The organism is Flagellimonas sp., from assembly GCF_965222555.1.
Taxonomy (GTDB): Bacteria; Bacteroidota; Bacteroidia; order Flavobacteriales; family Flavobacteriaceae; genus Flagellimonas.
Window position 1 is genome coordinate 759147 of record NZ_CBDCUG010000004.1, and the last position, 26675, is coordinate 785821.

Sequence of the window (26675 nt, forward strand, 5' to 3'; positions counted from 1 at the left end):
TAGTTCGTCTATAAAATCTATTATTTCAACGTAAATCTATGAAAAAAAGTGCGCTTATTCCTTATTTTTTCGTTGTAATGCTTACTACATCCTGTGCCCAAAACAAGGATAACAGCATTAATCTTCCGAAAACCATTGATTTTACTACTGAAGAGGTAGTTTCCAATATTCAAAATCCCTGGGGAATGGTTTTTCTTCCAAATGGAGGAATGTTGATTACCGAAAAAGCTGGGAAATTACTCCATTTCAAAGAAGGAAAAACTATAGAAATAGATAACCTTCCCAATATCTACGTCAGAGGACAAGGGGGGCTTTTAGATCTGGAACTACATCCTAATTACAAGAATAATGGATGGCTCTATTTATCTTATTCATCGAATGATGGAGGGGGGAAAGGTGGTAACACTACCATAATGCGGGCTAAACTTTCCAACAATAAGCTTGTTGAAAAGAAAGTGTTGTACAAAGCGGTACCAAATACCACAAAAGGACAGCATTTTGGCTCCAGATTGGAGTTCGATAATGAAGGATACCTCTATTTTTCAGTAGGAGATCGGGGCAATAGGGATGTAAATCCCCAAGATATTACCAAGGATGGTGGTAAAATTTACCGCCTTCATGATGATGGTCGAATTCCAAAAGACAATCCATTTGTATCCAAATCCGGTGCAAAAACAGCAGTTTATAGTTATGGACATCGAAACCCGCAAGGATTGACCATACACCCAGAAACGGGGCTCCTGTGGGAACATGAGCATGGACCTCGTGGCGGAGATGAAATCAACATCGTTGAAAAAGGGAAAAACTATGGTTGGCCAATAATCACATACGGTATAAACTACAGTGGCACAAAAATCACGGATGAAACCTCAAAACCCGGAATGGAGCAACCCATTTATCAATGGACTCCCTCCATTGGTCCAAGCGGGATGACGTTTATCTCATCTAATGAATACCCAAAATGGAAAGGGAATCTGCTTGTTGGTTCTTTGGCCTTTCAATATTTAGAGCGTTTGGTTATTGAAAACAACAAGGTAACCTATCGCGAAAAATTGCTGGATGGCATGGGACGTGTTCGTAATATACGTCAAGCCCCAGATGGGTTTATTTATGTGGGTATAGAAGGCAAAGGGATTTACAAATTAGTTCCCAAGAACCAATAAATACTACTTTAGCGCCTCGATGGCATTCTTTACAGAACCATATTTTTTCAGAGCTTCTCCTGCTGCATTATAATCCAATCCAAGTTCTTCAACTATGTATCGAGTCCCACGATCTACCAGTTTGGTATTACTCAGCTGCATGTTAACCATTTTATTCCCCTTTACTCGACCAATTTTGATCATAAGTGAAGTAGTAATCATATTGAGCACCAATTTCTGGCTTGTCCCACTTTTCATTCGGGTGCTTCCTGTTAAAAATTCGGGTCCTACATTAATTTCAATAGGAATATCGGAACCTGTGGCCAATGGTGAGCCCGGATTATTGGTGATACCAGCAGTTAATATTCCTTGTTTTTTAGCATCAGCTATACCTCCCAAAACATAAGGTGTTGTTCCCGAAGCGGCTATGCCGACCAAAACATCGTTCTGATCAATATCAAACTCTAATAAATCCTTCCAAGCCTGCTTTGGGTCATCTTCGGCATGTTCCACCGATTTTCGAATGGCAACATCACCTCCTGCAATCAACCCTACTACCCTATCATGGGGTAGCCCATAGGTTGGAGGAATCTCGGAGGCATCCAAAATTCCCAATCTACCACTAGTTCCCGCTCCAATGTAAAAAAGCCTTCCTCCTTTTAAAAAGCGTTCAGCCGTCATGTCCACCAATCTTGAAATTTGTGGAATAACTTGAGCAACCGCTTCAGCAATTTTCTGGTCCTCTTTGTTTATGCTCTCCAAAATGGTTTGGGTTTCCATTTGTTCCAAATTGTCATAATTTGAAGGGCTCTCTGTGATTTTTGTATAGTCCATATGAATTATAAAAGGTGAATCTCTTGGTCTCTAAAAAGGTTTAAGCGTTCGTTATTGGGATTAAGTTCTGTAATCATGGTATTAATTGCATTAATATCACAAGTTTTATAGCGGTGTTGTGAATTCAGTTTTTCAGAAATGGACAATAATATGGTTTTCTTGGATGCCTTGATAACCGCTTTTTTTACTTGAACGATGTCCCAATCAAACTCTGTTAATCCGTAGCTGGAATCAACATAACCTGTTCCGATAAAACTATAGTCTACATTTATTTCTGACAATTGGTTGATAGCACCGGCTCCCAATGAAATTTGGGAATCCTTTGAAACTTCTCCCCCTATCAAAATAACCTTGACATTTGGTTTAACCAAAAGTTCAAGGGCTACCGGCAGACTCATTGTAAAACAAGTCAGCTTAATATTCTCTGGGATTTTCCTGGCCAGTTCCACACAGGTGGTACCTCCATCAATGAAAATTACACCGCCATCCTTTAGCATACCTACCGCCTTTTCCGCTATTTTCTTCTTCTCTTCAAGCGCATAAATATTGGTATTTCGCACAGTGGTATTGGTAAACCCTAAAGCAACTGCCCCCCCATGTACTTTGCGCAGCTTACTATCTGCATCCAGTTCCTTCACATCTCTTCGGACAGTATCTATGGACACATCCAATATATCGGCAATATCGGTAAGCAACACCTTGTTGTGCAATGCCACCTCATTTAAAATTGTTCGCTGTCGTTCTTCTTTGAGCATATTCTCAATCTGTTTTGCAAAGATATGCAATTACAAAGTTTGCCGTTTTATTCTGTTTTAAAGTTAATAAATTGTTATTAAATGCAAAAAACAGCATTAAAAAAAGCAAAAAACAGCAAAATTCAATTTTATTTGCTACTTTTGCCTCATCAAACTTTGATATTGATAATTCATAAACCAATAAAAGCAACACCAATACATTGAAAATCCACGTTTCATGGAGACAACATTAAAAAAGAAAAGTATCGACATTTCATATAAACCTGTAGGAAGGTTTGAAGAGACCCGTTTTGAAAAAATTCACAACATCATCTTTGAAAATTCCAGAGAAGGTTCTGCAATTGTTGCTAAAGAGATTGCTGATTTGATTAAGCAAAAACAGGCTGAAGGCAAGCCATGCGTTCTTGGTCTTGCAACAGGATCATCACCAATACGCGTATATGAAGAGTTAGTACGCATGCACCAAGAAGAAGGATTGAGCTTTTCCAATGTAACCACCTTCAATCTGGATGAATACTTGCCCATGGAAAAGGAGAATAGGCAGAGTTACCACTACTTTATGCACGAACACTTGTTCAACCATATTGATATTGCTCCCGAAAATGTTAATATTCCTAATGGGACAGTAACTGGCGATGCCATTATCGAACATTGCGTGGCATACGAAAAGAAAATTAAGGATGCCGGTGGATTGGATTTCCAACTTTTGGGTATTGGACGAACAGGGCATGTTGGTTTTAACGAGCCTGGTTCGCACTACAATTCAGCTACAAGGGTCATCACTTTGGACCACATTACTCGAGTTGATGCCGCTCCGGCGTTTTTAGGAATAGACAACGTACCTAGAAAAGCAATTACGATGGGAATTGCCACAGTAATGAGCGCAAAACGAATTGTTTTGCTTGGATGGGGACAAAATAAGGCCGATATCATTAAAAAAACGGTAGAGGGCGAAATATCTTCTCAAGTTCCTGCAACCTATCTTCAAGAACACAAGAACTGTACATTTGTACTGGATACGGGTGCAGCAACAGAGCTTACAAGAAATAAGACACCGTGGTTGGTGGATGAGTCTTGCGAATGGACCGAGCAATTAACAGCAAAAGCGATTGTTTGGCTATGCGACAAAACCGGTAAGTCTATCTTAAGTTTGACCGATAAGGATTATAACGACAATGGAATGTCAGGGCTTTTGACCCAGCAAGATTCTTACGATTTGAACATTAAAATGTTCAATAGACTACAGCACACCATAACTGGATGGCCAGGAGGTAAACCCAATGCTGATGACACCAATAGACCGGAACGTGCACTTCCCAAAAAGAAAAGAGTCATCATTTTTAGCCCGCACCCGGATGATGATGTCATCTCCATGGGAGGAACTTTTGACAGATTGGTTGAGCAAGGCCATGAAGTGCACATTGCCTATCAAACCTCAGGTAATATTGCCGTATCAGATACTGAAGCCCTTAAATTTGCTGAAACCGCCAATTCTATACAACAAACACCAGAGGCCCAAAAGATTATAGATTCCATAAAATCCAAAAACGAAGGCGATTTTGACCCTATCGAAGTAAGAAAGTTGAAAGGCAATATTCGAAGAGGTGAATCCTATGCCGCTACACGATACTTTGGATTGGATGATGCAAACGTACATTTCTTGGATTTACCTTTCTATGAAACTGGTGCAATAAAAAAGAACGATCTTTCTGATGCCGATGTTGCCATCATGGAAGACATCATCAAAAAAGTAAAACCACATCAGATATATGCTGCAGGCGATTTGGCTGATCCACATGGCACGCACAAAGTCTGTCTGGATGCCGTGTTTGCCGCGGTGGAGCAACTTAAGGACGAACCCTTCATGGATGACTGCTGGCTGTGGTTATACAGGGGGGCATGGCACGAATGGGACATCAATGAGATTGAAATGGCCGTACCTATGAGTCCAGGGCAGGTACTTAGAAAAAGACTTGCTATTTTCTGCCACCAATCCCAAAAAGATGGGGTGATGTTCCAAGGCGATGACTCCAGGGAATTCTGGATGCGAGCAGAGGAACGAAACAAAGACACCGCTGAGCACTATAAAGCATTGGGAATGGCAGATTACGCAGCAATTGAAGCATTTGTAAGATATAAATTCAAATAATTATTGAACAGGACGATTTTAGTTTTGAGTTAAATTAATTTTAAGTTCAAGAAAAGGCCTACTTTTAGTTACAAGTAGGTCTTTTTCATTTATACCTTATGCGACGTATTCTTTTTTTGGTTTTACTCCTGTTTTGTTTTTCATGTTCCGTTTATAAAGCTCCTCAAACTGAGTTTAGAGGAGTTTGGATAGCCACTGTCGTTAATATTGACTGGCCAAAGAATGCCAATGACGATTCAGAGAAGCAAAAAAAGGATTTCATCGAAATCCTGGATTTTTATCAAGATTTAAATTTCAATGCTGCCATTGTTCAGATACGCACCGCTGGAGACGCATTCTATGAGTCAGACCTATCCCCCTGGTCCAAATATTTAAGCGGGAAAGAAGGAGAAGCTCCCCAAAATTTCAACAAACCTTTGGAATGGATGATTCAAGAAACCCATAAACGGGGAATGGAGTTTCACGCTTGGCTAAATCCCTATCGTGCCACTTTTGATTTGGATACAACAAAACTGTACCAAGAGCACGATTTTTATCAACATCCCGATTGGATGCTTAAGTATGGTAGAAAATATTACTACAATCCCGGATTGCCTGAAGTCCAACAGAAATTGACCAATGTAATTGAAGAAATTGTAGCAAATTATAATGTGGATGCCATTCATTTTGATGACTACTTCTATCCCTATAAAATCCAAGATGAAGTTTTTCAGGACAGTCTTGCTTTTCAAATGCATGGTTTACAAAATCAAACGTTGGATGATTGGCGAAGGAGCAATGTGGATTCTTTGGTAAAAAAAGTGCATAAAACCATCAAAAAGACCAAACCCTGGGTGCAATTTGGTATCAGCCCCTTCGGGGTTTGGAAAAACAAAAGCACGGACCCCAATGGTTCTGATACAAGAGCAGGACAAACCAACTATGAGGATTTATACGCCGATCCTTTACTTTGGACGGAAAAAGGCTGGTTGGATTACCTGGTTCCCCAGGTGTATTGGAGTATGGATTATCCACCCGCTTCGCATCGCGTAATTACCCAGTGGTGGTCCAAAAAAATCAAGAATACCAATCTGTACATTGGAAATGGCACCTATAAAATCAAAAACAATCCAGATAAGGCATGGAAAAAGAAAAACGAAATCCCCAAGCAACTTTCATTGGCTAGAGCTACAGAACAAATCACGGGCAATGTCCTTTTCAGTGCCAAATCCCTTATTGGAAAACATGAAAAAATCACAAAACGATTAAAACAGAAATTCTATAAATATCCCTCTCAAAGTCCTGTTGGTCAGTTAAAAACAAAAAGAACCCTACCAGCCTTGCGTGTTGAATCTGTACAAATCAATGACAGAAAACTTCAAATCTGTGTTTCACATGACGATAATATTCCAAGATTTCTACAGTTGTACTCCATAAACAAGTCGGACCCCAATCAAAAACAACTCATTGGAAAGCGCTATCTTTCCATAGAAGAAAAACAATATTGCACCCAAATAGATTTGACCAAAAAACAACTGAAAAACAAGATTGGTATCTCATTGATTGACGCTTATGGTAACGAAAGCCAAACCCAAATCATTTCCCAATCCATAAAACAAAGTAAATGAGCACCGTAACCAAAGACAAAGGAGCATGGGCATGGATTCCCATTCTCTATTTCACCCAGGGAATCCCATATATCTTGGTTGTGGTGGTATCCGTTATTATGTACAAACGATTGGGTATTGGCAATGCTGAAATTGGTTTGTATACAAGTTGGCTTTACCTTCCGTGGGTTTTAAAACCTTTATGGAGTCCATTAGTGGATTTAAATGGAACCAAAAGAAAATGGTTTTTGGCCATGCAGCTTGTAGTTGCCTTGTCCTTTTTAGGAATAGGGCTTTTTCTTCCCTCCAATTCATTTTTCATTATTACCCTAGCTTTTTTCTGGATGGCCGCATTCGCATCCGCAACCAATGACATTGCCTCCGATGGCTATTATATGATCGGGCTTACACAAAAAAAACAATCGTTCTTTATAGGGTTACGTAGTACTTTTTACCGATTGGCAATGGTAACCGGCCAAGGACTTCTGGTCATATTTGCCGGTTTTTTGGAGAATAAGTACGGAGACAATACAAAAGCGTGGTCAATGACCATGATCTGTGCAGCAATTTTAATGCTGATATTGACCATTTCCAATTTTTTTGCTGCACCAAAATTTGAGCAATCACCCAATCTGGACCAAGAAAAACCCGCTGGGTTTTTAGATGTATTCGCCTCCTTCTTCAAGAAGAAACAGATTTGGATTGCCTTGGCCTTTATCCTTACCTATCGATTGGGAGAATCGCAATTGGTTAAAATGGCATCTCCTTTTCTGTTGGATACTTTGGATGTAGGCGGATTGGAATATTCAACCGAAGCCGTAGGTACCATTTATGGCACCGTGGGTGTCATTATGCTTTCTTTAGGCGGAATTTTAGGCGGAATCCTGATTTCAAGAGATGGGCTGAAGAAATGGATGCTCCCCATGATGCTGGCGCTCAATCTACCCAATATACTTTATGCCCTTTTGGCTTTCACACAGTCCACAAGCTTGTTTGCTGTGGTCGGAACTGTTGTTTTGGAGCAGTTTGGCTACGGGTTCGGATTCGCGGCTTTCCTCATCTATCTGATCTATATTGCCGAAGGAGTTTCCAAAACTTCCCATTATGCCATAGCCACAGGATTTATGGCATTGGGCATGATGCTCCCAGGAATGCTGAGTGGATATATTCAGGAATGGTTGGGTTACGACGGTTTTTTTCTTTGGGTGGTCATCGCAGCCATTCCAGCATTTTTGATTTTACGGTTTTTGAAATACCCGGAGGATTATGGTAAAAAGTCCAATTCAAATGGAGATGCATAGCGTACCATCATATAAAGAAGCCACAGAAAAGCTCAACTTAAAACAAAAGGTAGGACAACTGTTCATGCCTGCGGTTTTCATAAATGATACCGAAGAAGAAGTACAACAAATTGAAGATTTGATTCGTACTCAGGCTATAGGTGCGATTTGCTTTTTTCATAGTCGTGCCAGTGCTGCCACCAATTTTGAAGGCAAAAAGAAAGTAGTTCATAACGAGCATAGTTACGATAGGTTAAAACAGCTCATTTCTAGATATCAAAAAGCCGCTCAATTTCCATTATTGATAGCCATTGATGCGGAATGGGGGCTGGCCATGCGCATTGAGAATACCAATCAATATCCCTACGCAATTACTTTGGGGGCGATTCAAGAAAATTCAGAATTGATTTTTGAAGTTGGAAGACAAATTGCCCTTGATTGCAAAGAGGCCGGTATACATTGGAATCTGGCTCCCGTGGTTGATATTAACGATAACCCAGAAAATCCGGTTATAGGGTATCGGTCCTTTGGAGATGATAAGAACAAGGTACTTTCCAAAGCAAAAGCATACTTAAGTGGAATGGAAAGTGTTGGTGTATTAAATGCCATCAAACATTTTCCGGGGCATGGTGATACCGCAACCGATTCCCATTTGGGGTTACCTGTGATAACCAAATCCAAAGTAGAGTTAAAGGATAATGAATTATATCCATTTTCCAAACTCATAAAACAAGGAGTTGATGCCGTAATGGTAGGTCATTTGGCTGTTCCCGCTTTGGATGATTCTGAAAATCCGGCTACAACCTCCGCTAAAATAATTACTGATGTTTTGCGGACAGAATTGGGGTTTGACGGTGTAATCATTTCCGATGCGCTCAATATGCATGCTGTTTCCAAAAAATATCCTCAAAAAGGAACACTCGAATCAACAGCATTTAAAGCTGGAATGGATGTGATGTGCTTTTCCGAATATGTGGAGGAAGGCATTCAACAAATCATAAACTCAGCCACCAAAGAACGTATTGAAGCTAGTTATAAAAGAATATGGAAACTTAAAGAACAAGCCTTTATAAATACTGATCAAGAGCAAAGTATTTCCTCCCCTTTGGCATTGAATAAGGTATTGGCCCAACATAGCCTTACTGAGCTTTATGGCAATGCACCAGTTGTTGAACAAATTAAAAAATCCAATTTTCTGAATCTTTCGGTGAACAACCAGAAGGAAAATGGTTTCTCTGCAGCAATTGAAAAACAATACGGACAACAACACCATCAATTGGAATTAAATGCAATACATGAAATCAGAAGTCTCGCTGCTGACCATGAAAATATCGTATTGGCCCTCTTCCCTCCTTTTGTAAAGCCTAAAAATCTATTCGGGTTTCAACCGGAACTATTGGATTTCATTAATGAAATAATCTCGCAAAAGAACGTTTTGATCTATCTTTTTGGAAATCCTTACGTATTGGATATTTTGGAACTAAATCCATCTGCCAATGTTGTGGTTGCCTATCAAGATTTTCCTGAGTTTCAAACCGAAGCCTTTCATCATTTCATTGGTCAGATCGAAGCTAAAGGGAAACTACCTGTAAAACTCAAAAACCATCATGAAAAAGTATAAGGTTTTAGGATTAATGTCCGGCACATCTTTGGATGGTTTGGATTTGGCATATTGCCATTTATGCCAATCCAATGATCATTGGGAGTTCTCCATTGAAAAAACCATGGATATTTCATATGATGACCAACTTCGGGATACGTTAAAAAATGCCATTTACCTGTCCGAAGAAGAACATGGTCAATTACACTTGGACTACGGGATTTGGTTGGGGAAACAGGCCAAGACTTTTATTGAAGAACACCATTTAGAAATTGATTTTATAGCGAGCCATGGACACACATCACATCACAGACCAGAGGATGGAATTACATTTCAATTGGGAGATGGGCAATTGTTAGCCAATACAGGTGGTAAGCAGGTCATATGCGATTTCAGAACCAAGGATGTTTCACTGAGCGGACAAGGTGCACCTCTTGTTCCGATTGGAGATCAGTTGTTGTTTTCCAATTATGATTTTTGTTTGAATTTGGGAGGAATCAGCAATATGTCTTTTGAAAAAGATGGGAAGCGAATTGCTTATGATATTGGTTTGGCCAATATGCCCCTGAACTACATCACCCAAAAGATTGGGTTGGACTATGATGAAAATGGAAAACTGGCGCGGTCAGGAAAACTGGATGAGGAATTGCTTCAACAATTGAATCAATTGGAATATTATAAACTTCCCTACCCCAAATCCACAGGTTATGAATGGTTCACAGCAAAAATTGTTCCGCTGATTGATGCTTCCAAAGCTTCGGAGAATGATTTGCTGCATACTTTTATACATCACAACTGTGAGCAAATTTCCATTGAGGTACACAAACATGCCGTTAATCCTGAGAGTAAATTGTTTGTCACAGGTGGTGGTGCATTGAATCAGTTTTTTGTGGATACCCTTCAAACCAAATTAGGAGCATCGGTCAAAGTTGTTGTTCCCAACAAAACGTTGATTGCTTATAAAGAAGCTTTGGTTTTTGCCTTAATGGGAGTACTTCGTACTGAAAACAAAATCAATGTACTTTCTTCTGTAACCGGAGCAACCCAAGATTCATGCAGTGGTGAAGTATTCGTTCCGAAGTAGCCTTACGCCGCTACTACCTTTCTTGGTTTTCTTATCATCATATAAATAACCAACGAAACCAGTCCGCAGATAGCCAAACCAGCAAAAAGGGGCCAAACACTGGTCTCTACAAAATCTCCTATAAATGTGGCAATGGGAATGGCCAATAAAGTTGATACAAAGCCGTTAATGGCGGCCCCTATTCCTGCTATATGCCCAATAGGCTCCATAGCAATAGACCTAAAATTCCCCCACATAAAACCTAGACAAAAGAACTGAGCCGAAAGAAATCCAACCAAAACAAAGATGTTAGGATTGGGTGAGTTCCAAAAAAGAAATGCATACAACAAAGCAATCGCACAAAAAGCAATGAGTGCCATCAAGGAAAGTTTACGCATTCCAAATTTAAGTACCAATGTTCCGTTTAAAAATGTGGAAAGGCCAATGGAGATTGCTAAGCCCGCAAAAATATATGGGAATGCCTCTTTCATTTGGTAGATGTCCTCAAAAACATGTTGCGCAGCGCTTAGGTACACCAGAAAGGCCCCAGTCACCAACCCGGACATTAAAGTATAAGCAATGGTTTCCTTGTATTTCATGAACTCTTTAGTTCCATCTACAAACACATGACTTGTAAATGGGATTTTAAATTCTGGTTTAAGGGTTTCTGGTTGTCTTTTCCAAAACCAAATACAGACCAAAAGACCAAATATCAATTGGATATAGAAAATGGCCTTCCATCCCAAGTTATCCAGAATAACCTTGCCAATGGCAGGAGCCACAACGGGCACCAGAATGAAAAATGCAACAACAAACGACATCACCTTGGCCATATAATCCCCTTTGTAGGTATCCCGAATAATGGATATGGCCAACGTTCTAGGTGCCGACAGTCCAATACCCTGCAGAATTCTACCCAAAATCATAATCTCCAAGGATGGTGCAAACACACAGATGATACTCGCCAAAACAAATAGTGTAAACCCCACATAAACAATCGGTTTTCTACCATAACAGTCGGATAGCGGGCCAAAAAACAATTGTCCCAAACCTAGTCCCAAGAAAATCATGGTGACCAGCAATTGATTATCCGTGGGATTGAGGCTGTTTATAGCCACCCCTATATCCGAAATTGCCGGTAAAAGGGCATCAATTGCAAGAGCTACAATGGACATCAACGAGGCCATCAAGGCAATGAACTCGAAATTTGGTTTTTGGGTATCTTTTTGCATTGCGCAAAATTACATATACCCTATTCAGCAATGAACTTTTTTAGAAGGTATTTGGATATGGGGTTATAAAAAGTTTTTATAGTTCGAAAATCACAGAGGAATGTTCCCATGCTTCTTTTTGGGCGTCTGCACCTGTTTCTTCTCCAACATCGCAAAGGCCTTCAACAATTTGCGTCTTGTGTTCTTAGGAAGAATGACTTCGTCAATAAATCCGCGTCTTGCAGCTCTATATGGATTCGCAAACTTGTCAGCATACTCAGCTTCCTTCTCCTTTAGTTTGGCTGCTGGGTTATCCGCAGCTGCAATTTCCCTACGGAAAATAATTTCACTGGCTCCTTTGGCACCCATAACTGCAATCTCCGCACTAGGCCATGCAAAATTGAAATCGGCACCAATATGTTTGGAGTTCATTACATCGTAAGCTCCTCCGTAGGCCTTTCTGGTAATTACTGTAACGCGTGGAACGGTAGCTTCGCTAAGCGCATATAACAATTTTGCTCCATGCATGATAATTCCATTCCATTCTTGATCCGTCCCTGGTAAAAATCCTGGGACATCCACCAATACCAACAATGGAATATTGAACGCATCACAAAAACGGGTAAAGCGTGCTGCCTTTCTAGAACTTTTCACTCCTAAAACCCCAGCCAAAAACATAGGTTGATTGGCAATTATTCCAACACTTCGGCCACCCAAACGGGCAAAACCTACGATAATATTTTCTGCATAATCCTTATGGATTTCATAAAAGGAATCCGCGTCAATAATCCCATTGATCACATCATGCATGTCGTAGGGCTTGTTGGGATTATCCGGTACAATATTGGTCAATTCATCCCTAACCTCCTCACCTAATTTGTAATCCAGTGTTTTTGGAATTTCGGTATTGTTTTGAGGCAGATAATCCAGCAGTTTTTTGATATCATCAAGACAAGAAGCATCATTATTGGAAGTTTTGTGGGCCACCCCCGATTTTATGGCGTGTGTGGTTGCACCCCCAAGTTCTTCAGATGTCACTTCTTCGTTGGTCACCGTTTTCACTACATTGGGACCGGTCACAAACATATAGCTGGTCTCTTCTACCATCACAATAAAATCGGTCATGGCGGGAGAATAAACGGCACCTCCCGCACAAGGCCCCATCACGGCAGATATTTGCGGAATTACCCCGGAAGCCTGTACATTTCTGTAAAAAATATCGGCATAACCTCCCAGGGACTTCACACCTTCCTGAATTCGAGCACCACCTGAATCATTCAATCCAATGATGGGTGCGCCAACTTTCATGGCTAAATCCATAACCTTACAAATCTTTTCGGCATGGGTTTCGGACAGAGCTCCTCCAAAGACCGTAAAATCCTGCGCATATACATAGACCAACCTTCCATTGACGGTTCCGTAACCAGTGATAACCCCATCTCCATAGTAGATTTCCTTCTCCATCCCAAAATCGGTGGTACGGTGGGTGACCAAAATCCCCATTTCTTCAAAAGAACCCTCATCCAACAAATAATCGATTCGTTCCCGAGCGGTCAGTTTTTTCTTTTGGTGTTGCTTTGCAATCCGCTTTTCACCACCACCCAAATGGGCTTCTTCAATCTTGTCCTTTAAAATTTTTACTTTGGAATCCATCTGTATTAGTTTGTGGGTAGTTGTACTATTTTTTTGTCTTCAAGATATTGATAAAGTGCGACCATAGCAGCAATCTCCGCTTCGCTCTCATTTTTCTTCTTGATTTTTTCCGGAGAGTAATAATTCTTCACAAAGTGGGTGTCAAAATTCCCGGACCGAAAAGCCTCGTGGGCAAAAACGAAGGTCCCAAAAGGCAAGGTGGTCTGCACTCCTTTTATTTTATAATCCTGAATGGCATCGAGCATCAATTCGATGGCCTCTTCCCGTGTTTTTCCATACGTAATCAATTTTGAAAGCATAGGGTCGTAGTAAATTGGAATGTCCATTCCTTCTTCAAAACCGTTATCGACCCGGACACCTTCGCCAACCGGAAGTCGGTAGGTTTCCAAGTTTCCTACACTGGGAAGAAACTCGTTCAAGGGGTCCTCGGCATATACGCGAAGCTCCACGGCATGACCATCAATCTTTAAATCTTCTTGTTTAATGGAAAGCTCTTCACCTCTGGCCACTTTAATCTGTAATTCCACCAAATCCACTCCTGAAATCAGCTCTGTAACCGGGTGTTCCACTTGCAGACGGGTGTTCATTTCCAAAAAATAGAAGTTCAGGTCGGCATCCATCAGAAATTCCACAGTACCGGCGCCCACATAATCACAGGCCTTGGCAACCTTGGTTGCAGCCACTCCCATTTCTTCTCGCAACTCTGGAGTCAAAACAGACGATGGTGCTTCTTCCACTACTTTTTGGTGACGACGTTGAATACTGCATTCACGTTCAAAAAAGTGCAATACGTTTCCATGGGTGTCTGCCATCACCTGGATTTCAATATGTCTGGGTGAGGTCACGTATTTTTCTACAAAAACAGAACCATCGCCAAAGGCGGAGGTAGCCTCACTTATGGCACGTTCCATTTGTGATTTCAAATCGGCCTCTTTCTCCACGATTCGCATACCCTTACCGCCACCACCGGCAGAAGCTTTTATCAAAACCGGGTATCCAATCTTATTAGCAATTTCATGTGCTTTGGCCACATCGGTAATGGCTTCATCAATACCGGGAACCATTGGGATATCGTATTCTTTCACAGCATCTTTGGCGGCCAGCTTGCTCCCCATAATCCGAATGGCCTTTGATTTGGGGCCTATAAAAGTGAGTCCATTTTTTTCCACTGCTTCGGCAAAATCTGCATTCTCACTCAAAAAGCCATAACCAGGATGGATTCCATCAACATTCAATTCTTTGGCCACCTCAATAATTTTATCCCCCAACAAATAGGATTTGTTGGAAGGTGCCTCTCCAATACAAACAGCCTCATCGGCAAACCTAACATGCGGAGCATTTCTATCCACTTCAGAAAACACAGCAACGGTGTTGATTCCCATTTTTTTTGCGGTTCGCATCACCCGTAAGGCTATCTCTCCACGATTTGCAATCAATATTTTTTTCATAACCGTCTTATTCAAATTGAATTAGCAATTGTTTCTTGTCAACAGCATCACCTTGCTTTACAGCAACCTTTTTCACGACTCCTTTTCTTGGAGAAGTGATGATATTTTCCATTTTCATGGCCTCCAATACCAATAGCTGCTGATCTTCTGTAACTTCTTGGCCTTCTTCCACCGAAATATCCAAAATGAGTCCCGGCATGGGCGCGGAAACGGAATCGATGTTCTTGGTACCGTTTGAAGCAAAACCCATTTTTTTGATGAGTTCGTGTAAGGGGGTACCAATTGAGGTCTGGAACTCACTGCCATTCACCTTTATCGTGTACAATCTACCGTTGAAGTCAGCATTGCTGATCTCAACCTTATACGATGTTCCGTTTTTTAATAGATGGAAGGTGCTGTTCCCTGTTTTGAGGATATCAAGTTTAGAAATATCCTCTCCGGACAATTGAAAATCAAAGCTTTCATCGACTTTGATCACATAGGAATTTTCCATAGAGAAGTTATCAAAGGTTATCTATATAAATATAAGATTATGACCTAATCCAGCACAAATCTATACTCATAAACTTTTAAGAATTATGACAATAGTCATTCATTAAGATATAATTGTAAGGTAACTATGCAACTGCAATTGGGCAGATTGAAAATCTTATCAAATGCTTACTTTTGGGGTTAAAATTATCATTATGCTGATTTTAGGAATTGCTGGCGGTACGGGCTGCGGAAAAACTACAGTGGTCAATCAAATCGTAGAGGAACTTCCAGAAAATGAGGTTGGTGTTATATCCCAGGATTCCTATTACAATGACCTTTCCCATTTGACCAAGGAAGAACGGGCAAAAATTAATTTTGACCATCCAAATTCCATAGATTTTGATTTGTTGATCTCACATCTTGAAGCATTAAGGGAGGGAAAATCCATTGACAAACCCATCTATTCTTTTGTGGAGGAAAACCGTTTGGAGGACACCATTCCAACAGAACCCAGAAAGGTGATGATCGTAGAAGGCATTTTGGTGCTCAGCAATCCCAAGCTTCGAGATATGTTCGATATAAAAATATACGTCCATGCCGATTCTGATGAGCGTTTGATACGAAGATTGCAAAGAGACATTCGCGAACGGGGACATGACCTTGAAAAAGTGCTGACCAGATACCAAACCGCTGTAAAGCCGATGCACCAGCAGTTTATTGAGCCTTCAAAGGAATTTGCAGATATCATTATCCCCAATAACCACTATAATACGGTTGCGGTGGATATGGTACGCACCATTATAAACGACAGGTTACATTAAAATGGGATTCAAGGAGTTAAAAAATAAAAAATGGTTTAAGGTTATGACCAACATGTATGTGCTGGTACTTACCATTTTTGTAATCTGGATGGCCTTTTTTGATACCAATTCCTTGTTGATTCATTTAGAGTTACGGAACGAGGTCAAGAAACTGGAAAAACAGAAAGAATTTCTACAGGGTGAAATTGACAAAGACAAAGAGATTTTGGAAAAATTATCCGACCAGAAAGAACTGGAAAAGTTTGCCCGTGAAAAGTTCTATATGAAAAAGGAGAACGAAGAAATCTTCTTGATTGAATATGAGGACAGCCTAAAAACCAAAAAAAATGAGTGACCCAGGTTTGTTTGACGAATTTCCCGAAGTTTCCGCAAAACAGTGGAAACAAAAAATCCAATTTGATCTGAAGGGAGCAGATTATAACGATACTTTGATCTGGGAATCCTTGGAAGGGATAGCGGTAAAACCCTTCTACCATTCCGAGGATTTGGACGGAGTGAAAAACTTTGACCTTCCAGAAGGGCACAACTGGAAGATTGCACAATCCATTTACGCAGGGGATGTAAAAAAGGCCAATGCAAAAGCACTGGACTATTTAAAAAGAGGTGCAGAAAGCTTGGTTTTCACCATTCCACATGAAGATTTTGATGTATCTGCATTGCTCGCCAATATCGACTTTAAAAATACTCCGCTACATTTCAATTTTGAGTTTTTAGTGCTGGAACCTATTAAAAAGCTACTTGCCTTTTTAGACGTACAGCATGCTATCTGTCACCTCAATATTGATCTTATTGGTAATTTGGCCAGAACGGGAAACTGGTTCCACAAAATGGAAAAAGACCATTCCACTTTGGAAGATATTTATGGATTGAACAAAAATCAAAATACCACTTCAACACTTAGTGTTGACCTATCCCTTTATCAAAATGCCGGGGCTAACATGGTTCAGCAATTGGCTTATGGTTTGGCTCATGCCAACGAATATCTCAACCACTTTGCCAATGTCTCCCCGAGCGCAGTCGAGGGGTCTTTCCCCATTACATTCAAAGTTTCAATTGGCAGCAACTATTTCTTCGAAATAGCCAAACTCAGAGCTTTACGTTGGTTATTCAATAGCATAGCCTCAGCTTATGATATAAATAATGATTGTCATATTCTTTCCGTACCATCCAAACGAAATAAGACCCTTTACGATTACAATGTAAACCTGCTCCGGACAACATCAGAATGCATGTCGGCCATATTGGGAGGTGCAGACACGGTAAGCAATCTGCCCTACGATGCCATTTACCATAAAGATAATGAGTTCGCAGACCGAATTGCCAGAAACCAGTTGTTGCTGCTCAAAGAGGAAAGCTACTTTGATCAGGCTTCCAATGTTGCCGAGGGTTCATACTATATTGAATCCCTAACACAGCAACTGGCACAAAAAGCATTGGATCTTTTCAAACAGATTGAAAATTCAGGGGGCCTTCTATCCGAATTGAAAAATGGGACCATCCAAAGAAAAATAAAGGAAAGTGCAGCAAAAGAGCAGCAATTTTTTGATTCAGGCGAGATTACCTCAGTGGGCACCAACAAATACCAAAATGCTCAAGACAGCATGAAAGATGACATTGAGCTTTATCCTTTTGTAAAAACCAACCCTCGAAAGACCATTATCGAACCCATTATTGAAAGGCGTTTAGCTGAGGGATTGGAACAAAAAAGATTGGACGATGAGTAGAAAAAACCTTCAAAATCTAGAATTGTCCTCAACTGTTGGGTCTGAAACAGTCGAGAGCTCCGAAAACGGAAACCTCAATTTTGCAGCTGGCATTCCTCCTTTTCTTCGTGGCCCCTACTCCACCATGTACGTAAGGAGACCTTGGACCATTCGCCAATATGCGGGCTTTTCAACCGCAGAAGAAAGTAATGCATTTTACAGAAGAAATTTGGAAGCTGGCCAAAAAGGGCTTTCCGTGGCTTTTGACCTTCCCACCCACCGAGGGTATGACAGCGATAATGACCGAGTTGTCGGAGATGTCGGTAAAGCGGGAGTTGCCATAGATTCTGTAGAGGACATGAAAGTCCTTTTCGATGGTATTCCATTGGATAAAATGTCGGTTTCTATGACCATGAACGGTGCCGTACTCCCCATTATGGCTTTTTACATTGTTGCAGCTGAAGAGCAAGGAGTTTCCATGGAAAAACTTTCAGGAACAATCCAAAATGACATTCTCAAGGAATTCATGGTTCGGAACACCTATATCTATCCACCCGCACCATCCATGCAACTTGTGGCCGATATTTTTGAGTTTACGAGCCAACATATGCCTAAATTCAATAGTATCAGTATCTCAGGGTATCACATGCACGAGGCTGGGGCTCCAGCAGCCATAGAATTGGCGTATACGCTGTCCGATGGTATTGAATACATAAGAACCGGAATAAAAGCGGGTTTGAAAATCGATGATTTTGCTCCCCGTCTATCCTTTTTCTGGGGAATTGGGATGAACCATTTTACGGAAATTGCCAAAATGCGTGCAGGCCGAATGCTCTGGGCAAAATTGGTAAAGGAATTTGACCCAAAGAATGAAAAATCCTTAATGCTCCGAACCCACAGTCAGACCAGTGGATGGAGTTTAACGGAGCAAGACCCTTTCAACAATGTGGCCAGAACCACAATTGAGGCCATGGCCGCAGCTTTTGGGGGCACCCAAAGCTTGCACACCAATGCATTGGACGAGGCCATTGCCCTTCCCACCGATTTCTCCGCCCGAATTGCAAGAAATACACAGATTTATCTGCAACAAGAAACCCATATCACCAAAACTGTGGATCCCTGGGCGGGAAGCCATGTGGTAGAAAAACTTACCCATGAGATTGCTGATGAAGCTTGGAAACTGATTCAAGAGGTGGAAAAGTTAGGGGGAATGACCAAGGCCATTGAGGCTGGGATTCCAAAAATGCGGATTGAGGAAGCGGCTGCCAAAAAACAAGCTCGGATAGATAGTGGTCAAGACACCATTCTTGGGGTAAACAAATATCAATTGGAAGATGAGGATGAACTTCAAATTCTTGAAGTTGACAATGCGAAAGTTCGTAAACAACAGGTAGCACAACTTCAGCAACTTAAATCCGACCGGGATGAAAGTGCCGTTCAAAATGCACTAAAACAAATTTCCGAAACGTCCAAAAAAGCAATGCAAAACAATTCCGAGCGCGAAAATTTATTAGCTTTAGCCGTAACCGCTGCCAAACTGCGAGCTACTTTGGGCGAAATAAGCGATGCCATGGAAAGTGCTTTTGGACGGTATCAGGCAAAAATCCAATCATTTACAGGAGTGTATTCCAAAGAGATCAAAAACGACGAAAGCTTTGAAAAGGCTAGAAAAATGGCCGATGATTTTGCCTTGGAAGAAGGTAGAAGACCTCGAATTATGGTGGCCAAAATGGGACAGGATGGCCATGACAGAGGGGCAAAAGTAGTTGCCACTGGCTATGCCGACCTAGGTTTTGATGTGGATATTGGGCCATTGTTCCAAACTCCAGCGGAAGTAGCCAAACAAGCTGTGGAAAATGATGTTCACGTTTTGGGAATTTCATCCTTGGCCGGTGGACATAAAACATTGGTCCCAGAAGTTGTAAAAGAACTCAAAAATTATGGCAGGGAAGATATTCTGGTCATTGTTGGTGGCGTGATTCCAAAACAAGATTACAAACACTTGTTGGAAAATGGTGCGGTTGCTGTGTTCGGGCCAGGGACCAAAATCAGTGATGCCGCCATTGACATCTTAAAGATTTTAATGGACTGAACCGTCATAAAGTCCTTAAAACAAAAACTTTAACTTTCTTTAACGCCCATTGTTAAGGTTATTCACCTACTGTTAACAAAATACATTTTTTAACGTCTTAAATAATTGTATTTTTAGCACCTAACTTACTATGAAATGGGCAAGATAATTGCTATTGCAAATCAGAAGGGCGGTGTAGGTAAGACAACAACAACGGTGAACCTTGCTGCCTCACTTGGTGTACTGGAAAAAAAAGTATTATTGATTGATGCCGATCCACAGGCCAATGCAACCTCTGGTTTGGGTATTGATGTGGATAGTGTTGAACAAGGCACCTATCAATTATTGGAACATACCAAAACGGTTGATGAAGTAATCATGCAAACCGATTCTCCAAATGTGGATCTTATTCCTGCACATATTGACCTAGTTGCCATCGAAATTGAATTGGTGGACAAGGATAACCGGGAGTACATGTTGAAAGAAGCCCTTAAGGGCTTGGGAAATCGCTACGATTTTATATTGATTGATTGCGCTCCTTCCTTAGGATTGTTGACCTTGAATGCACTTACCGCTGCGGACTCTGTAATGATCCCAATTCAATGCGAATATTTTGCGTTGGAAGGTCTGGGCAAATTATTGAACACTGTTAAGAGCGTACAGAAAATCCATAATAATGATTTAGATATTGAAGGTATGCTGTTGACCATGTACGATTCAAGGTTACGTCTTTCCAATCAGGTAGTGGAAGAAGTGAAAAAGCACTTTGCAGATATGGTCTTTGATACCATTATCCAAAGAAATGTGAGGCTAAGTGAAGCACCAAGTTACGGCGAAAGCATTATTAAGTATGATGCCAGTAGTAAAGGTGCAACCAATTACCTGAACTTGGCCAATGAAATATTGAAGAAAAACAAGGAAAAAGTTTAAATGGCGAAAGCAACCAAAAAACAGGCTTTGGGAAGAGGTCTGTCCGCTCTGTTGAAGGATCCTGAAAATGATATTCAGTCAGTTTCTGACAAAAATGCGGATCAGGTCATTGGGAATGTAGTTGAATTGGACGTTGAATCCATTGAGGTAAATCCGTTTCAACCACGTTCCAACTTCAATGATGAAGCACTGCAAGAATTGGCGAGTTCCATCAAGGAACTTGGAATCATTCAACCCATTACGGTAAGAAAACTCGATTTCAATAAATTTCAACTTGTTTCCGGGGAAAGAAGGTTCAGGGCCTCCAAATTGGTAGGTTTAAAAACCATTCCCGCCTACATCAGGATCGCCAATGACCAAGAATCCTTGGAAATGGCCTTGGTGGAGAACATTCAACGTCAAGATTTAGATCCTATTGAAATTGCACTATCGTACCAACGATTAATCGATGAAATTCAGGTCACCCAAGAAAAATTGAGCGACCGTGTGGGCAAAAAGCGTTCCACCATAACCAATTACCTCCGTCTTTTAAAATTGCACCCCATCATCCAGACAGGGATGCGAGATGGTTTTGTGAGCATGGGACATGGGCGTGCGTTAATAAATATCGAAAGGAAGAAAGATCAAATCAGTATATACGAAAAAGTGGTTTCTGATGGCCTTTCCGTGAGGGAAACTGAGCAATTGGTAAAAGCCTATAAGGAAGCGAAAGAGGGAAAAGCTCCGGAAAAAAAAGGAGCTGTTGCCAAGGAAGTTCCCAACTATATTACAAAGGGAATGGATGCTTTAAAAGGGCATCTTTCGGCCAAAGTGGATATCACTACCTCACCAAATGGTAAAGGTAAAATCGTTATTCCGTTTCATTCCAAAGAAGAATTTCAGCGTTTAAGAAAATTATTGACAGGTGATTAAATACCTCTTTCTTTTCTGTTTTTTACTGCTCGCCTTCAATTTTACGTTTTCCCAAGAAAAAGAAGAAGATGATGATAATCGTCCCCATCCGAAGGAGATAGATTCATTGGCGCAAGACTTGGAAGGACAAGGGATAACTATAGAAGAGGTCACCTATGAAAAGAAAAGAATAAACCCACTTGCACCCAGTAAAGCCGCATTTTTCTCTGCGATTCTACCAGGTTTGGGACAGATTTACAATAAACGCTATTGGAAGGCACCTATAGTTTGGGGAGCCATCGGTACCGGAATTTATGTCTACTCCTATAACAATACACAGTATAATAGCGCCAGAGATGCATTTAAAAGAAGACGTGCTGGTTTTACAGATGATGAATTCTATGATCTAAATGGGGATGGCGAAGGTCCCGATATTTCTTTGGAGGCTTTGCAAGATGCACAAGAAAGCACACAGCGTGATCGTGATTTATCATTGTTGATCACCATTGCCATGTATGCACTCAATATTATTGATGCAAACGTGGATGCCCACTTGAAACAATATAATGTTGATGAGAATCTAGCACTCGATTTCAAACCCTATTTGGATATTAACCCTTTGACCAATAAACCAAACTACGGAATGGCCCTGGTCGTAAAATTTTAAATGTATGAACATTGGTTTATTCGGCTATGGGAAAATGGGCAAAATGATTGAGCAAATTGCTCAGGAAAGAGGCCATACCATAGTAGCCAAAGTTGATGTTGGCTCCACTGAAGTAGACTATAAAAGCATGGACGTGGCCATTGATTTTAGTACTCCAGATGCTGCTTTCAACAATATCACTAGCTGTTTTGAAAATGGAGTTCCTGTCATATCGGGTACTACAGGATGGTTATCCAACTATGAAAAAGCAATTGAAATTTGCAATCAAACCAAGAGTGCTTTTATCTATGCTTCAAATTTTAGCTTGGGGGTCAATGTGTTTTTTGAGTTGAATTCCTATTTGGCAAAAATGATGTCTACATTGAATCAATATCAAGTTTCCATGGAGGAAATACACCATACACAAAAATTGGATGCACCAAGCGGTACAGCTATCACCTTGGCTGAAGGAATCATTGAAAACACTGGTTACATAGACTGGAAATTGGATGAATTTGGTGAGAAATCCATTTCCATAACATCCAAACGCGAAGGCACCGTTCCTGGAACCCATACTATTGTCTATGAAAGCGCAGTGGATGATATTGAAATTAAGCACACCGCCCACAATAGAGAAGGTTTTGCATTGGGTGCAGTGATAGCCGCAGAATGGATTCTTGGAAAAACTGGTGTTTTTTCTATGAAAGATGTGTTAAATCTAAAATAAAACGTAACAACGCTCTAGACTTTTAGTCTAAAAAAATAAACTTCTTTATGGACGGTACACAGTGGATCATTTTTATTCTGATCATACAGGTAATTCACTTTTTGGGAACTTGGAAACTCTATGTAAAAGCTGGTAGAAAAGCTTGGGAGGCTGCAATTCCCGTTTACAACGGTATAGTTTTAATGAAAATCATTAACAGGCCATGGTGGTGGGTACTTTTGTTGTTTATTCCCATTATCAATTTATTGATGTTTCCTGTAGTTTGGGTTGAAACCATTCGAAGTTTTGGTAAAAACAAGCTTTTGGACACATGGGCAGTGATTCTAACCCTTGGCTTTTACATTTATTACATCAATTATGCTGAAGACGTAAAATACATTGAGGATCGTGATTTGAAGCCTAGAACAGGTTTAGGAGAATGGGTAAGCTCCATTGTGTTTGCCATAGTAGCTGCTACCTTTGTGCACACCTATTTCATTCAGCCTTATGTAATTCCAACTGGTTCTTTGGAACGTACATTGAGGATTGGGGATTTTCTTTTTGTGAGCAAGTTCCACTACGGGGCAAGAATTCCAATGACCACATTGGCAGCACCAATGGTTCATGATACCCTTCCAGGACTTAAAAAAAGGTCGTACATCGCAGATGTTGACCCTGCAACATACAAAACTTCATGGAAGAATAAACTGCAATTGCCTTATATGCGATTTCCTGGTTTTCAAGAAGTTAAAAAGAATGATATTGTGGTTTTCAGTTTGCCTTCAGATACCTTGTACCAGTTCTTCAAAGCTGAAAAAGCCGTAAAAAAACCTATAGATAAAAAGTCCAATTATGTAAAAAGATGTGTAGGAACACCAGGTGATTCACTTGCAGTGATTGATGGTTTTGTTTATATCAATGGCAAAAAACTACAACTTTCCGATCGGGCAAAAGTGATGTATAATTATACCATCTATGCCAAAAATGGAGTGTCAAGCAGATTGTTGACCGAGGTTGATGCATCTGATTATTTAAGGAAATACTTTGCAGGAAACTTAAGTCAGGAACAGTATAATGCATTAGCTCCATTTGTTTTAGGTGCAAATAGGACCCCAGATGGGAAAATTGAACTCATAACCGAGGAAAAAGGGATACCAACTGAAGTCATAAGACAACTACGTCTTTCCTTGACAGAAGAAAAACCAAGGGAAAGAATTGCCAATCTAACGGATGAAATGGTTGCCAAACTTCAAGAGAACCAGAGCATCGATTCTATTGTGAGAACAAATGAGGGCAAAGGAGTTTACAGAGGGGCGTTCCCACAAAAACCTAATCTGTACCCTTGGAACAACGATAATTTTGGTCCCATATATCTTCCCAAAGAAGGAGCTACGGTAGAAATCAACTATAGAACCATCCCTTTGTATAAGAAGATCATTAGGGATTACGAATACAATGATGTAAAGGTGAGCGGACAAAAGGTCTTTATTAATGGCCAAGAGGCAAACTCTTATACCTTTAAACAAGATTATTACTGGATGATGGGAGACAACAGAGATCATTCTGAAGATAGTAGAACATGGGGTTACGTTCCTGCCAATCATATTGTTGGGAAACCTGTATTTCTGTGGATGAGTTTTGACAACTTCAAGGAAGGATTGGTCAATTGGCGTCCTCGATGGAATCGCATCTTTACCACCGTTGGGGGTAGTGGCGAACCTGTTTCATACCTCAAGTATTTTTTGATGGTAATTGGAGCGTGGTTTGTGTATGACTTTTTTAGAAAACGGAGAAAAAAGAACTCTTGAGTACCTTAGTTCATCCTACCTATTTTCCCAGTATTGCCACCTTTGCCGTAATCGTTCAAAATGATGTGGTTTGGGAAGCACATGACAATTTTCAGAAGCAGACATACCGAAATCGTTGTTATATCTGCACGGATAGAGGAAAGCACATGCTTAACATTCCCATAAAACATGTGGGTGGGAATGAAGGGCGTCAAAAGTACAAAGATGTTGAAATCGACAATTCCTCCCATTGGCAAAAACAACATTGGCGCACATTGGAAACGGCCTATAGAACCTCACCCTTTTTTGAGTTTTATGAAGATGATTTGAGGCCTTTATTCAAAAATCCGACACATTCCCTTTTTGATTTTAATGTAAAGACCATTAATGTAGTATGTGAATGTTTGGGCCTAAACACTTCTGAAAAATTCACCAAAACTTATGAAAACACTCCTTCTGATATTTTAGATGCAAGATTTTTGGTTGAGGCAAAAAAACCTTTGAGTTTTAAACCAATGCTATATTCCCAAGTCTTTGAAGAGCGGCATAGTTTTGTACCTAATCTCAGCATTCTTGATTTGTTGTTCAATGAGGGAACAAATACACTCGATTATCTAAAAAATCAATCTCTGGATTTTTTGAATGATTAGGTTCATTGTCCATTACGGAATTCACTTTCTTGTTCCCATTATAATAGGGCTTGTATTTTTTAAGGACAATAGAATCAAGATCATACTCATACTTCTGGCCGGAATGCTAATTGATGTTGACCATGTTCTGGCTGAGCCCATATTTGACCCCAACCGTTGCAGTATCAATTTTCATCCCTTGCACAGCTATTGGGCCATTATGCTGTACTGTATCTTACCATTTTTTAAAAAGACAAGAATAATAGGTTTAGCTTTGATTATTCATATCATTGCGGATATGGCTGATTGTTTACTCCTCTGATTTAAGTCGAAGTGTGGCCATAACTGGATAGTGATCCGATAATTTTTCATCAAAGTTCTGATGAGAAATCACTTCAAAAGCCGGGTCAGTCAAAATGTAATCAATACGCATTGGCAATCCCCTTAAATCATAACTCCTCCCAAATCCTTTGCCTCTTTCCAAAAAAGAATCATCAAAATCCCCCTTAATCAGCCTATAAATATTGGAATATTGCGTGGAATTAAAATCTCCGACAATGATTTTTTTATACTCGCATTTTTCCATGTTTTCCCGTATTATTTTGGCCTGCTCATACTGTTTAAGCATGGTATTTCTAATCCTTGCCATTAACTTGGTCGACCTCTCTTTTTTAAAGGTCTTCATTCTGGGGATAATTTTAAATGATTGTAAATGGACATTGTAAACTCTTAACGTGTCCTTTCCCATAAGAATATCTGCATAGATTGTACCGTTTGAAGTTTCTGGGAAATAGATAGAATCTACCTTTATTATTGGAAATTTGGAATAAATGGCTTGAATCACCTTTTGGGGGTAGTTCGCTTTACTATAATTCACAAATTTGTATTTATACTGGCTCAAAGCGTTATTATTCTTCATATTATAATGACACTCCTGAAAACATAGGATATCAGGATTTTGCATTTCAACAAAATCAATAATCAAACTATCTACATGAGGGATTTTTATTTGTCCATTCTTGTTGAATCCTCGAGCATTGAAAGACATGATCGAGAAACTATCCTTATTATCCTTCACTTCCTTTTGTTTGGAAAATAAATAAAAAGGCCCTAACACAATATACCATAGAATCAATAAAATCAGCGATAACCAGTATTTTCTTTTCTTGCGTATTCGCCAAAATAGCACGAATACAACATTGACAAATACCAACAGCGGTACAATTAAACTTATTGCGGACAAAGCCGGTATAAAGGTTACAGGTGTATAAGGTATTAAAAGCGCTATCCCGGTCA

Annotated in this window: 24 protein-coding genes; 17 read left to right on the forward strand and 7 right to left on the reverse strand. The window is 40.2% G+C overall.

The window, feature by feature from the left end; genetic code table 11:
* Positions 1-38: 38 nt before the first annotated feature.
* Positions 39-1163: a PQQ-dependent sugar dehydrogenase gene (locus ACOQO1_RS07705; RefSeq protein ID WP_420602286.1), complete on the forward strand. Its 1125-nt coding sequence runs from the start codon at positions 39-41 to the stop codon at positions 1161-1163.
* A gap of 3 nt (positions 1164-1166) precedes the next feature.
* On the opposite strand, the gene ACOQO1_RS07710 is transcribed toward ACOQO1_RS07705, so the two are convergent.
* Entirely contained in the window at positions 1167-1976 is an 810-nt protein-coding gene (locus tag ACOQO1_RS07710; RefSeq protein WP_420602287.1) for an N-acetylmuramic acid 6-phosphate etherase, read from the reverse strand.
* A 5-nt stretch (positions 1977-1981) separates the two neighbouring features.
* Entirely contained in the window at positions 1982-2731 is a 750-nt protein-coding gene (locus ACOQO1_RS07715) for a DeoR/GlpR family DNA-binding transcription regulator (protein ID WP_420602288.1), read from the reverse strand.
* A 217-nt stretch (positions 2732-2948) separates the two neighbouring features.
* On the opposite strand from ACOQO1_RS07715, the gene nagB reads away from it, so the two are divergent.
* The 5 genes from nagB (at position 2949) to ACOQO1_RS07740 (ending at position 10430) form a co-directional block, all read left to right on the forward strand.
* Entirely contained in the window at positions 2949-4880 is a 1932-nt protein-coding gene (gene nagB, locus ACOQO1_RS07720) for a glucosamine-6-phosphate deaminase (RefSeq protein WP_420602289.1), read from the forward strand.
* Positions 4881-4978: 98 nt separating this feature from the next.
* Positions 4979-6487, forward strand: coding sequence for a glycoside hydrolase family 10 protein (locus ACOQO1_RS07725; protein ID WP_420602290.1), 1509 nt, complete (start codon positions 4979-4981; stop codon positions 6485-6487).
* Positions 6484-7767: an MFS transporter gene (locus ACOQO1_RS07730; protein ID WP_420602291.1), complete on the forward strand. Its 1284-nt coding sequence runs from the start codon at positions 6484-6486 to the stop codon at positions 7765-7767. Before ACOQO1_RS07725 ends, ACOQO1_RS07730 begins: the two co-directional genes overlap by 4 nt.
* Positions 7760-9367: a glycoside hydrolase family 3 protein gene (locus tag ACOQO1_RS07735; protein ID WP_420602292.1), complete on the forward strand. Its 1608-nt coding sequence runs from the start codon at positions 7760-7762 to the stop codon at positions 9365-9367. The genes ACOQO1_RS07730 and ACOQO1_RS07735 overlap by 8 nt, the downstream gene beginning before the upstream one ends.
* A complete protein-coding gene (locus ACOQO1_RS07740) occupies positions 9354-10430 on the forward strand; it encodes an anhydro-N-acetylmuramic acid kinase (RefSeq protein ID WP_420602293.1) in 1077 nt (358 codons plus the stop codon). The genes ACOQO1_RS07735 and ACOQO1_RS07740 overlap by 14 nt, the downstream gene beginning before the upstream one ends.
* A 2-nt stretch (positions 10431-10432) precedes the next feature.
* Here the strand turns inward: ACOQO1_RS07740 and ACOQO1_RS07745 are convergent, their stop codons facing one another.
* The 4 genes from ACOQO1_RS07745 to ACOQO1_RS07760 form a co-directional block, all read right to left on the reverse strand.
* Positions 10433-11641: a multidrug effflux MFS transporter gene (locus tag ACOQO1_RS07745; protein ID WP_420602294.1), complete on the reverse strand. Its 1209-nt coding sequence runs from the start codon at positions 11639-11641 to the stop codon at positions 10433-10435.
* 90 nt (positions 11642-11731) lie between these two features.
* On the reverse strand, positions 11732-13273 hold the full coding sequence (locus ACOQO1_RS07750) for an acyl-CoA carboxylase subunit beta (RefSeq protein WP_420602295.1): 1542 nt from the start codon (positions 13271-13273) through the stop codon (positions 11732-11734).
* 5 nt (positions 13274-13278) lie between these two features.
* A complete protein-coding gene (gene accC, locus ACOQO1_RS07755) occupies positions 13279-14721 on the reverse strand; it encodes an acetyl-CoA carboxylase biotin carboxylase subunit (RefSeq protein ID WP_420602296.1) in 1443 nt (480 codons plus the stop codon).
* A gap of 7 nt (positions 14722-14728) precedes the next feature.
* Positions 14729-15214 carry a biotin/lipoyl-containing protein gene (locus tag ACOQO1_RS07760; protein WP_420602297.1) on the reverse strand — a complete coding sequence of 162 codons (486 nt, stop codon included), beginning with the start codon at positions 15212-15214 and terminating at the stop codon, positions 14729-14731.
* A 193-nt stretch (positions 15215-15407) separates the two neighbouring features.
* On the opposite strand from ACOQO1_RS07760, the gene udk reads away from it, so the two are divergent.
* The 11 genes from udk to ACOQO1_RS07815 all read left to right on the forward strand — a co-directional run bounded on the left by udk (position 15408) and on the right by ACOQO1_RS07815 (position 25701).
* Entirely contained in the window at positions 15408-16016 is a 609-nt protein-coding gene (gene udk, locus ACOQO1_RS07765) for a uridine kinase (protein ID WP_420602298.1), read from the forward strand.
* Position 16017: 1 nt separating this feature from the next.
* Entirely contained in the window at positions 16018-16350 is a 333-nt protein-coding gene (locus ACOQO1_RS07770; RefSeq protein WP_420602299.1) for an FtsB family cell division protein, read from the forward strand.
* Positions 16343-17740, forward strand: a complete 1398-nt coding sequence (locus ACOQO1_RS07775) for a methylmalonyl-CoA mutase subunit beta (protein ID WP_420602300.1) — start codon at positions 16343-16345, stop codon at positions 17738-17740. The genes ACOQO1_RS07770 and ACOQO1_RS07775 overlap by 8 nt, the downstream gene beginning before the upstream one ends.
* Entirely contained in the window at positions 17733-19811 is a 2079-nt protein-coding gene (gene scpA, locus ACOQO1_RS07780) for a methylmalonyl-CoA mutase (RefSeq protein WP_420602301.1), read from the forward strand. The genes ACOQO1_RS07775 and scpA overlap by 8 nt, the downstream gene beginning before the upstream one ends.
* Before the next feature lie 135 nt (positions 19812-19946).
* On the forward strand, positions 19947-20720 hold the full coding sequence (locus ACOQO1_RS07785) for a ParA family protein (protein WP_420602302.1): 774 nt from the start codon (positions 19947-19949) through the stop codon (positions 20718-20720).
* Positions 20721-21632, forward strand: a complete 912-nt coding sequence (locus ACOQO1_RS07790; protein ID WP_420602303.1) for a ParB/RepB/Spo0J family partition protein — start codon at positions 20721-20723, stop codon at positions 21630-21632.
* The gene (locus ACOQO1_RS07795; RefSeq protein WP_420602304.1) at positions 21625-22278 is read left to right on the forward strand and encodes a DUF5683 domain-containing protein; all 654 of its coding nucleotides are present in this window, start codon (positions 21625-21627) and stop codon (positions 22276-22278) included. Before ACOQO1_RS07790 ends, ACOQO1_RS07795 begins: the two co-directional genes overlap by 8 nt.
* 4 nt (positions 22279-22282) lie before the next feature.
* A complete protein-coding gene (dapB, locus tag ACOQO1_RS07800; protein ID WP_420602305.1) occupies positions 22283-22984 on the forward strand; it encodes a 4-hydroxy-tetrahydrodipicolinate reductase in 702 nt (233 codons plus the stop codon).
* 47 nt (positions 22985-23031) lie between these two features.
* Entirely contained in the window at positions 23032-24771 is a 1740-nt protein-coding gene (gene lepB, locus ACOQO1_RS07805; protein ID WP_420602306.1) for a signal peptidase I, read from the forward strand.
* Positions 24768-25400: a WbqC family protein gene (locus tag ACOQO1_RS07810; RefSeq protein WP_420602307.1), complete on the forward strand. Its 633-nt coding sequence runs from the start codon at positions 24768-24770 to the stop codon at positions 25398-25400. The genes lepB and ACOQO1_RS07810 overlap by 4 nt, the downstream gene beginning before the upstream one ends.
* Positions 25393-25701: a DUF6122 family protein gene (locus ACOQO1_RS07815; protein ID WP_420602308.1), complete on the forward strand. Its 309-nt coding sequence runs from the start codon at positions 25393-25395 to the stop codon at positions 25699-25701. The genes ACOQO1_RS07810 and ACOQO1_RS07815 overlap by 8 nt, the downstream gene beginning before the upstream one ends.
* Here the strand turns inward: ACOQO1_RS07815 and ACOQO1_RS07820 are convergent.
* Positions 25690-26457: an endonuclease/exonuclease/phosphatase family protein gene (locus tag ACOQO1_RS07820; protein WP_420602309.1), complete on the reverse strand. Its 768-nt coding sequence runs from the start codon at positions 26455-26457 to the stop codon at positions 25690-25692. The genes ACOQO1_RS07815 and ACOQO1_RS07820 overlap by 12 nt on opposite strands.
* Between the last annotated feature and the right edge of the window lie 218 nt (positions 26458-26675).

Excerpts from the sequence above, each read along its gene's own strand:
- ACOQO1_RS07785 (WP_420602302.1), top strand. The coding sequence starts at position 19,947 with ATGGGCAAGATAATTGCTATTGCAAATCAGAAGGGCGGTGTAGGTAAG.
- ACOQO1_RS07710 (WP_420602287.1), bottom strand. The coding sequence starts at position 1,976 with ATGGACTATACAAAAATCACAGAGAGCCCTTCAAATTATGACAATTTG.
- ACOQO1_RS07745 (WP_420602294.1), bottom strand. The coding sequence starts at position 11,641 with ATGCAAAAAGATACCCAAAAACCAAATTTCGAGTTCATTGCCTTGATG.
- ACOQO1_RS07730 (WP_420602291.1), top strand. The coding sequence starts at position 6,484 with ATGAGCACCGTAACCAAAGACAAAGGAGCATGGGCATGGATTCCCATT.
- udk (WP_420602298.1), top strand. The coding sequence starts at position 15,408 with ATGCTGATTTTAGGAATTGCTGGCGGTACGGGCTGCGGAAAAACTACA.
- ACOQO1_RS07705 (WP_420602286.1), top strand. The coding sequence starts at position 39 with ATGAAAAAAAGTGCGCTTATTCCTTATTTTTTCGTTGTAATGCTTACT.
- ACOQO1_RS07775 (WP_420602300.1), top strand. The coding sequence starts at position 16,343 with ATGAGTGACCCAGGTTTGTTTGACGAATTTCCCGAAGTTTCCGCAAAA.
- ACOQO1_RS07725 (WP_420602290.1), top strand. The coding sequence starts at position 4,979 with ATGCGACGTATTCTTTTTTTGGTTTTACTCCTGTTTTGTTTTTCATGT.
- ACOQO1_RS07750 (WP_420602295.1), bottom strand. The coding sequence starts at position 13,273 with ATGGATTCCAAAGTAAAAATTTTAAAGGACAAGATTGAAGAAGCCCAT.
- ACOQO1_RS07770 (WP_420602299.1), top strand. The coding sequence starts at position 16,018 with ATGGGATTCAAGGAGTTAAAAAATAAAAAATGGTTTAAGGTTATGACC.
- nagB (WP_420602289.1), top strand. The coding sequence starts at position 2,949 with ATGGAGACAACATTAAAAAAGAAAAGTATCGACATTTCATATAAACCT.
- dapB (WP_420602305.1), top strand. The coding sequence starts at position 22,283 with ATGAACATTGGTTTATTCGGCTATGGGAAAATGGGCAAAATGATTGAG.
- scpA (WP_420602301.1), top strand. The coding sequence starts at position 17,733 with ATGAGTAGAAAAAACCTTCAAAATCTAGAATTGTCCTCAACTGTTGGG.
- accC (WP_420602296.1), bottom strand. The coding sequence starts at position 14,721 with ATGAAAAAAATATTGATTGCAAATCGTGGAGAGATAGCCTTACGGGTG.
- ACOQO1_RS07815 (WP_420602308.1), top strand. The coding sequence starts at position 25,393 with ATGATTAGGTTCATTGTCCATTACGGAATTCACTTTCTTGTTCCCATT.
- ACOQO1_RS07740 (WP_420602293.1), top strand. The coding sequence starts at position 9,354 with ATGAAAAAGTATAAGGTTTTAGGATTAATGTCCGGCACATCTTTGGAT.
- ACOQO1_RS07760 (WP_420602297.1), bottom strand. The coding sequence starts at position 15,214 with ATGGAAAATTCCTATGTGATCAAAGTCGATGAAAGCTTTGATTTTCAA.
- lepB (WP_420602306.1), top strand. The coding sequence starts at position 23,032 with ATGGACGGTACACAGTGGATCATTTTTATTCTGATCATACAGGTAATT.
- ACOQO1_RS07715 (WP_420602288.1), bottom strand. The coding sequence starts at position 2,731 with ATGCTCAAAGAAGAACGACAGCGAACAATTTTAAATGAGGTGGCATTG.
- ACOQO1_RS07790 (WP_420602303.1), top strand. The coding sequence starts at position 20,721 with ATGGCGAAAGCAACCAAAAAACAGGCTTTGGGAAGAGGTCTGTCCGCT.
- ACOQO1_RS07735 (WP_420602292.1), top strand. The coding sequence starts at position 7,760 with ATGCATAGCGTACCATCATATAAAGAAGCCACAGAAAAGCTCAACTTA.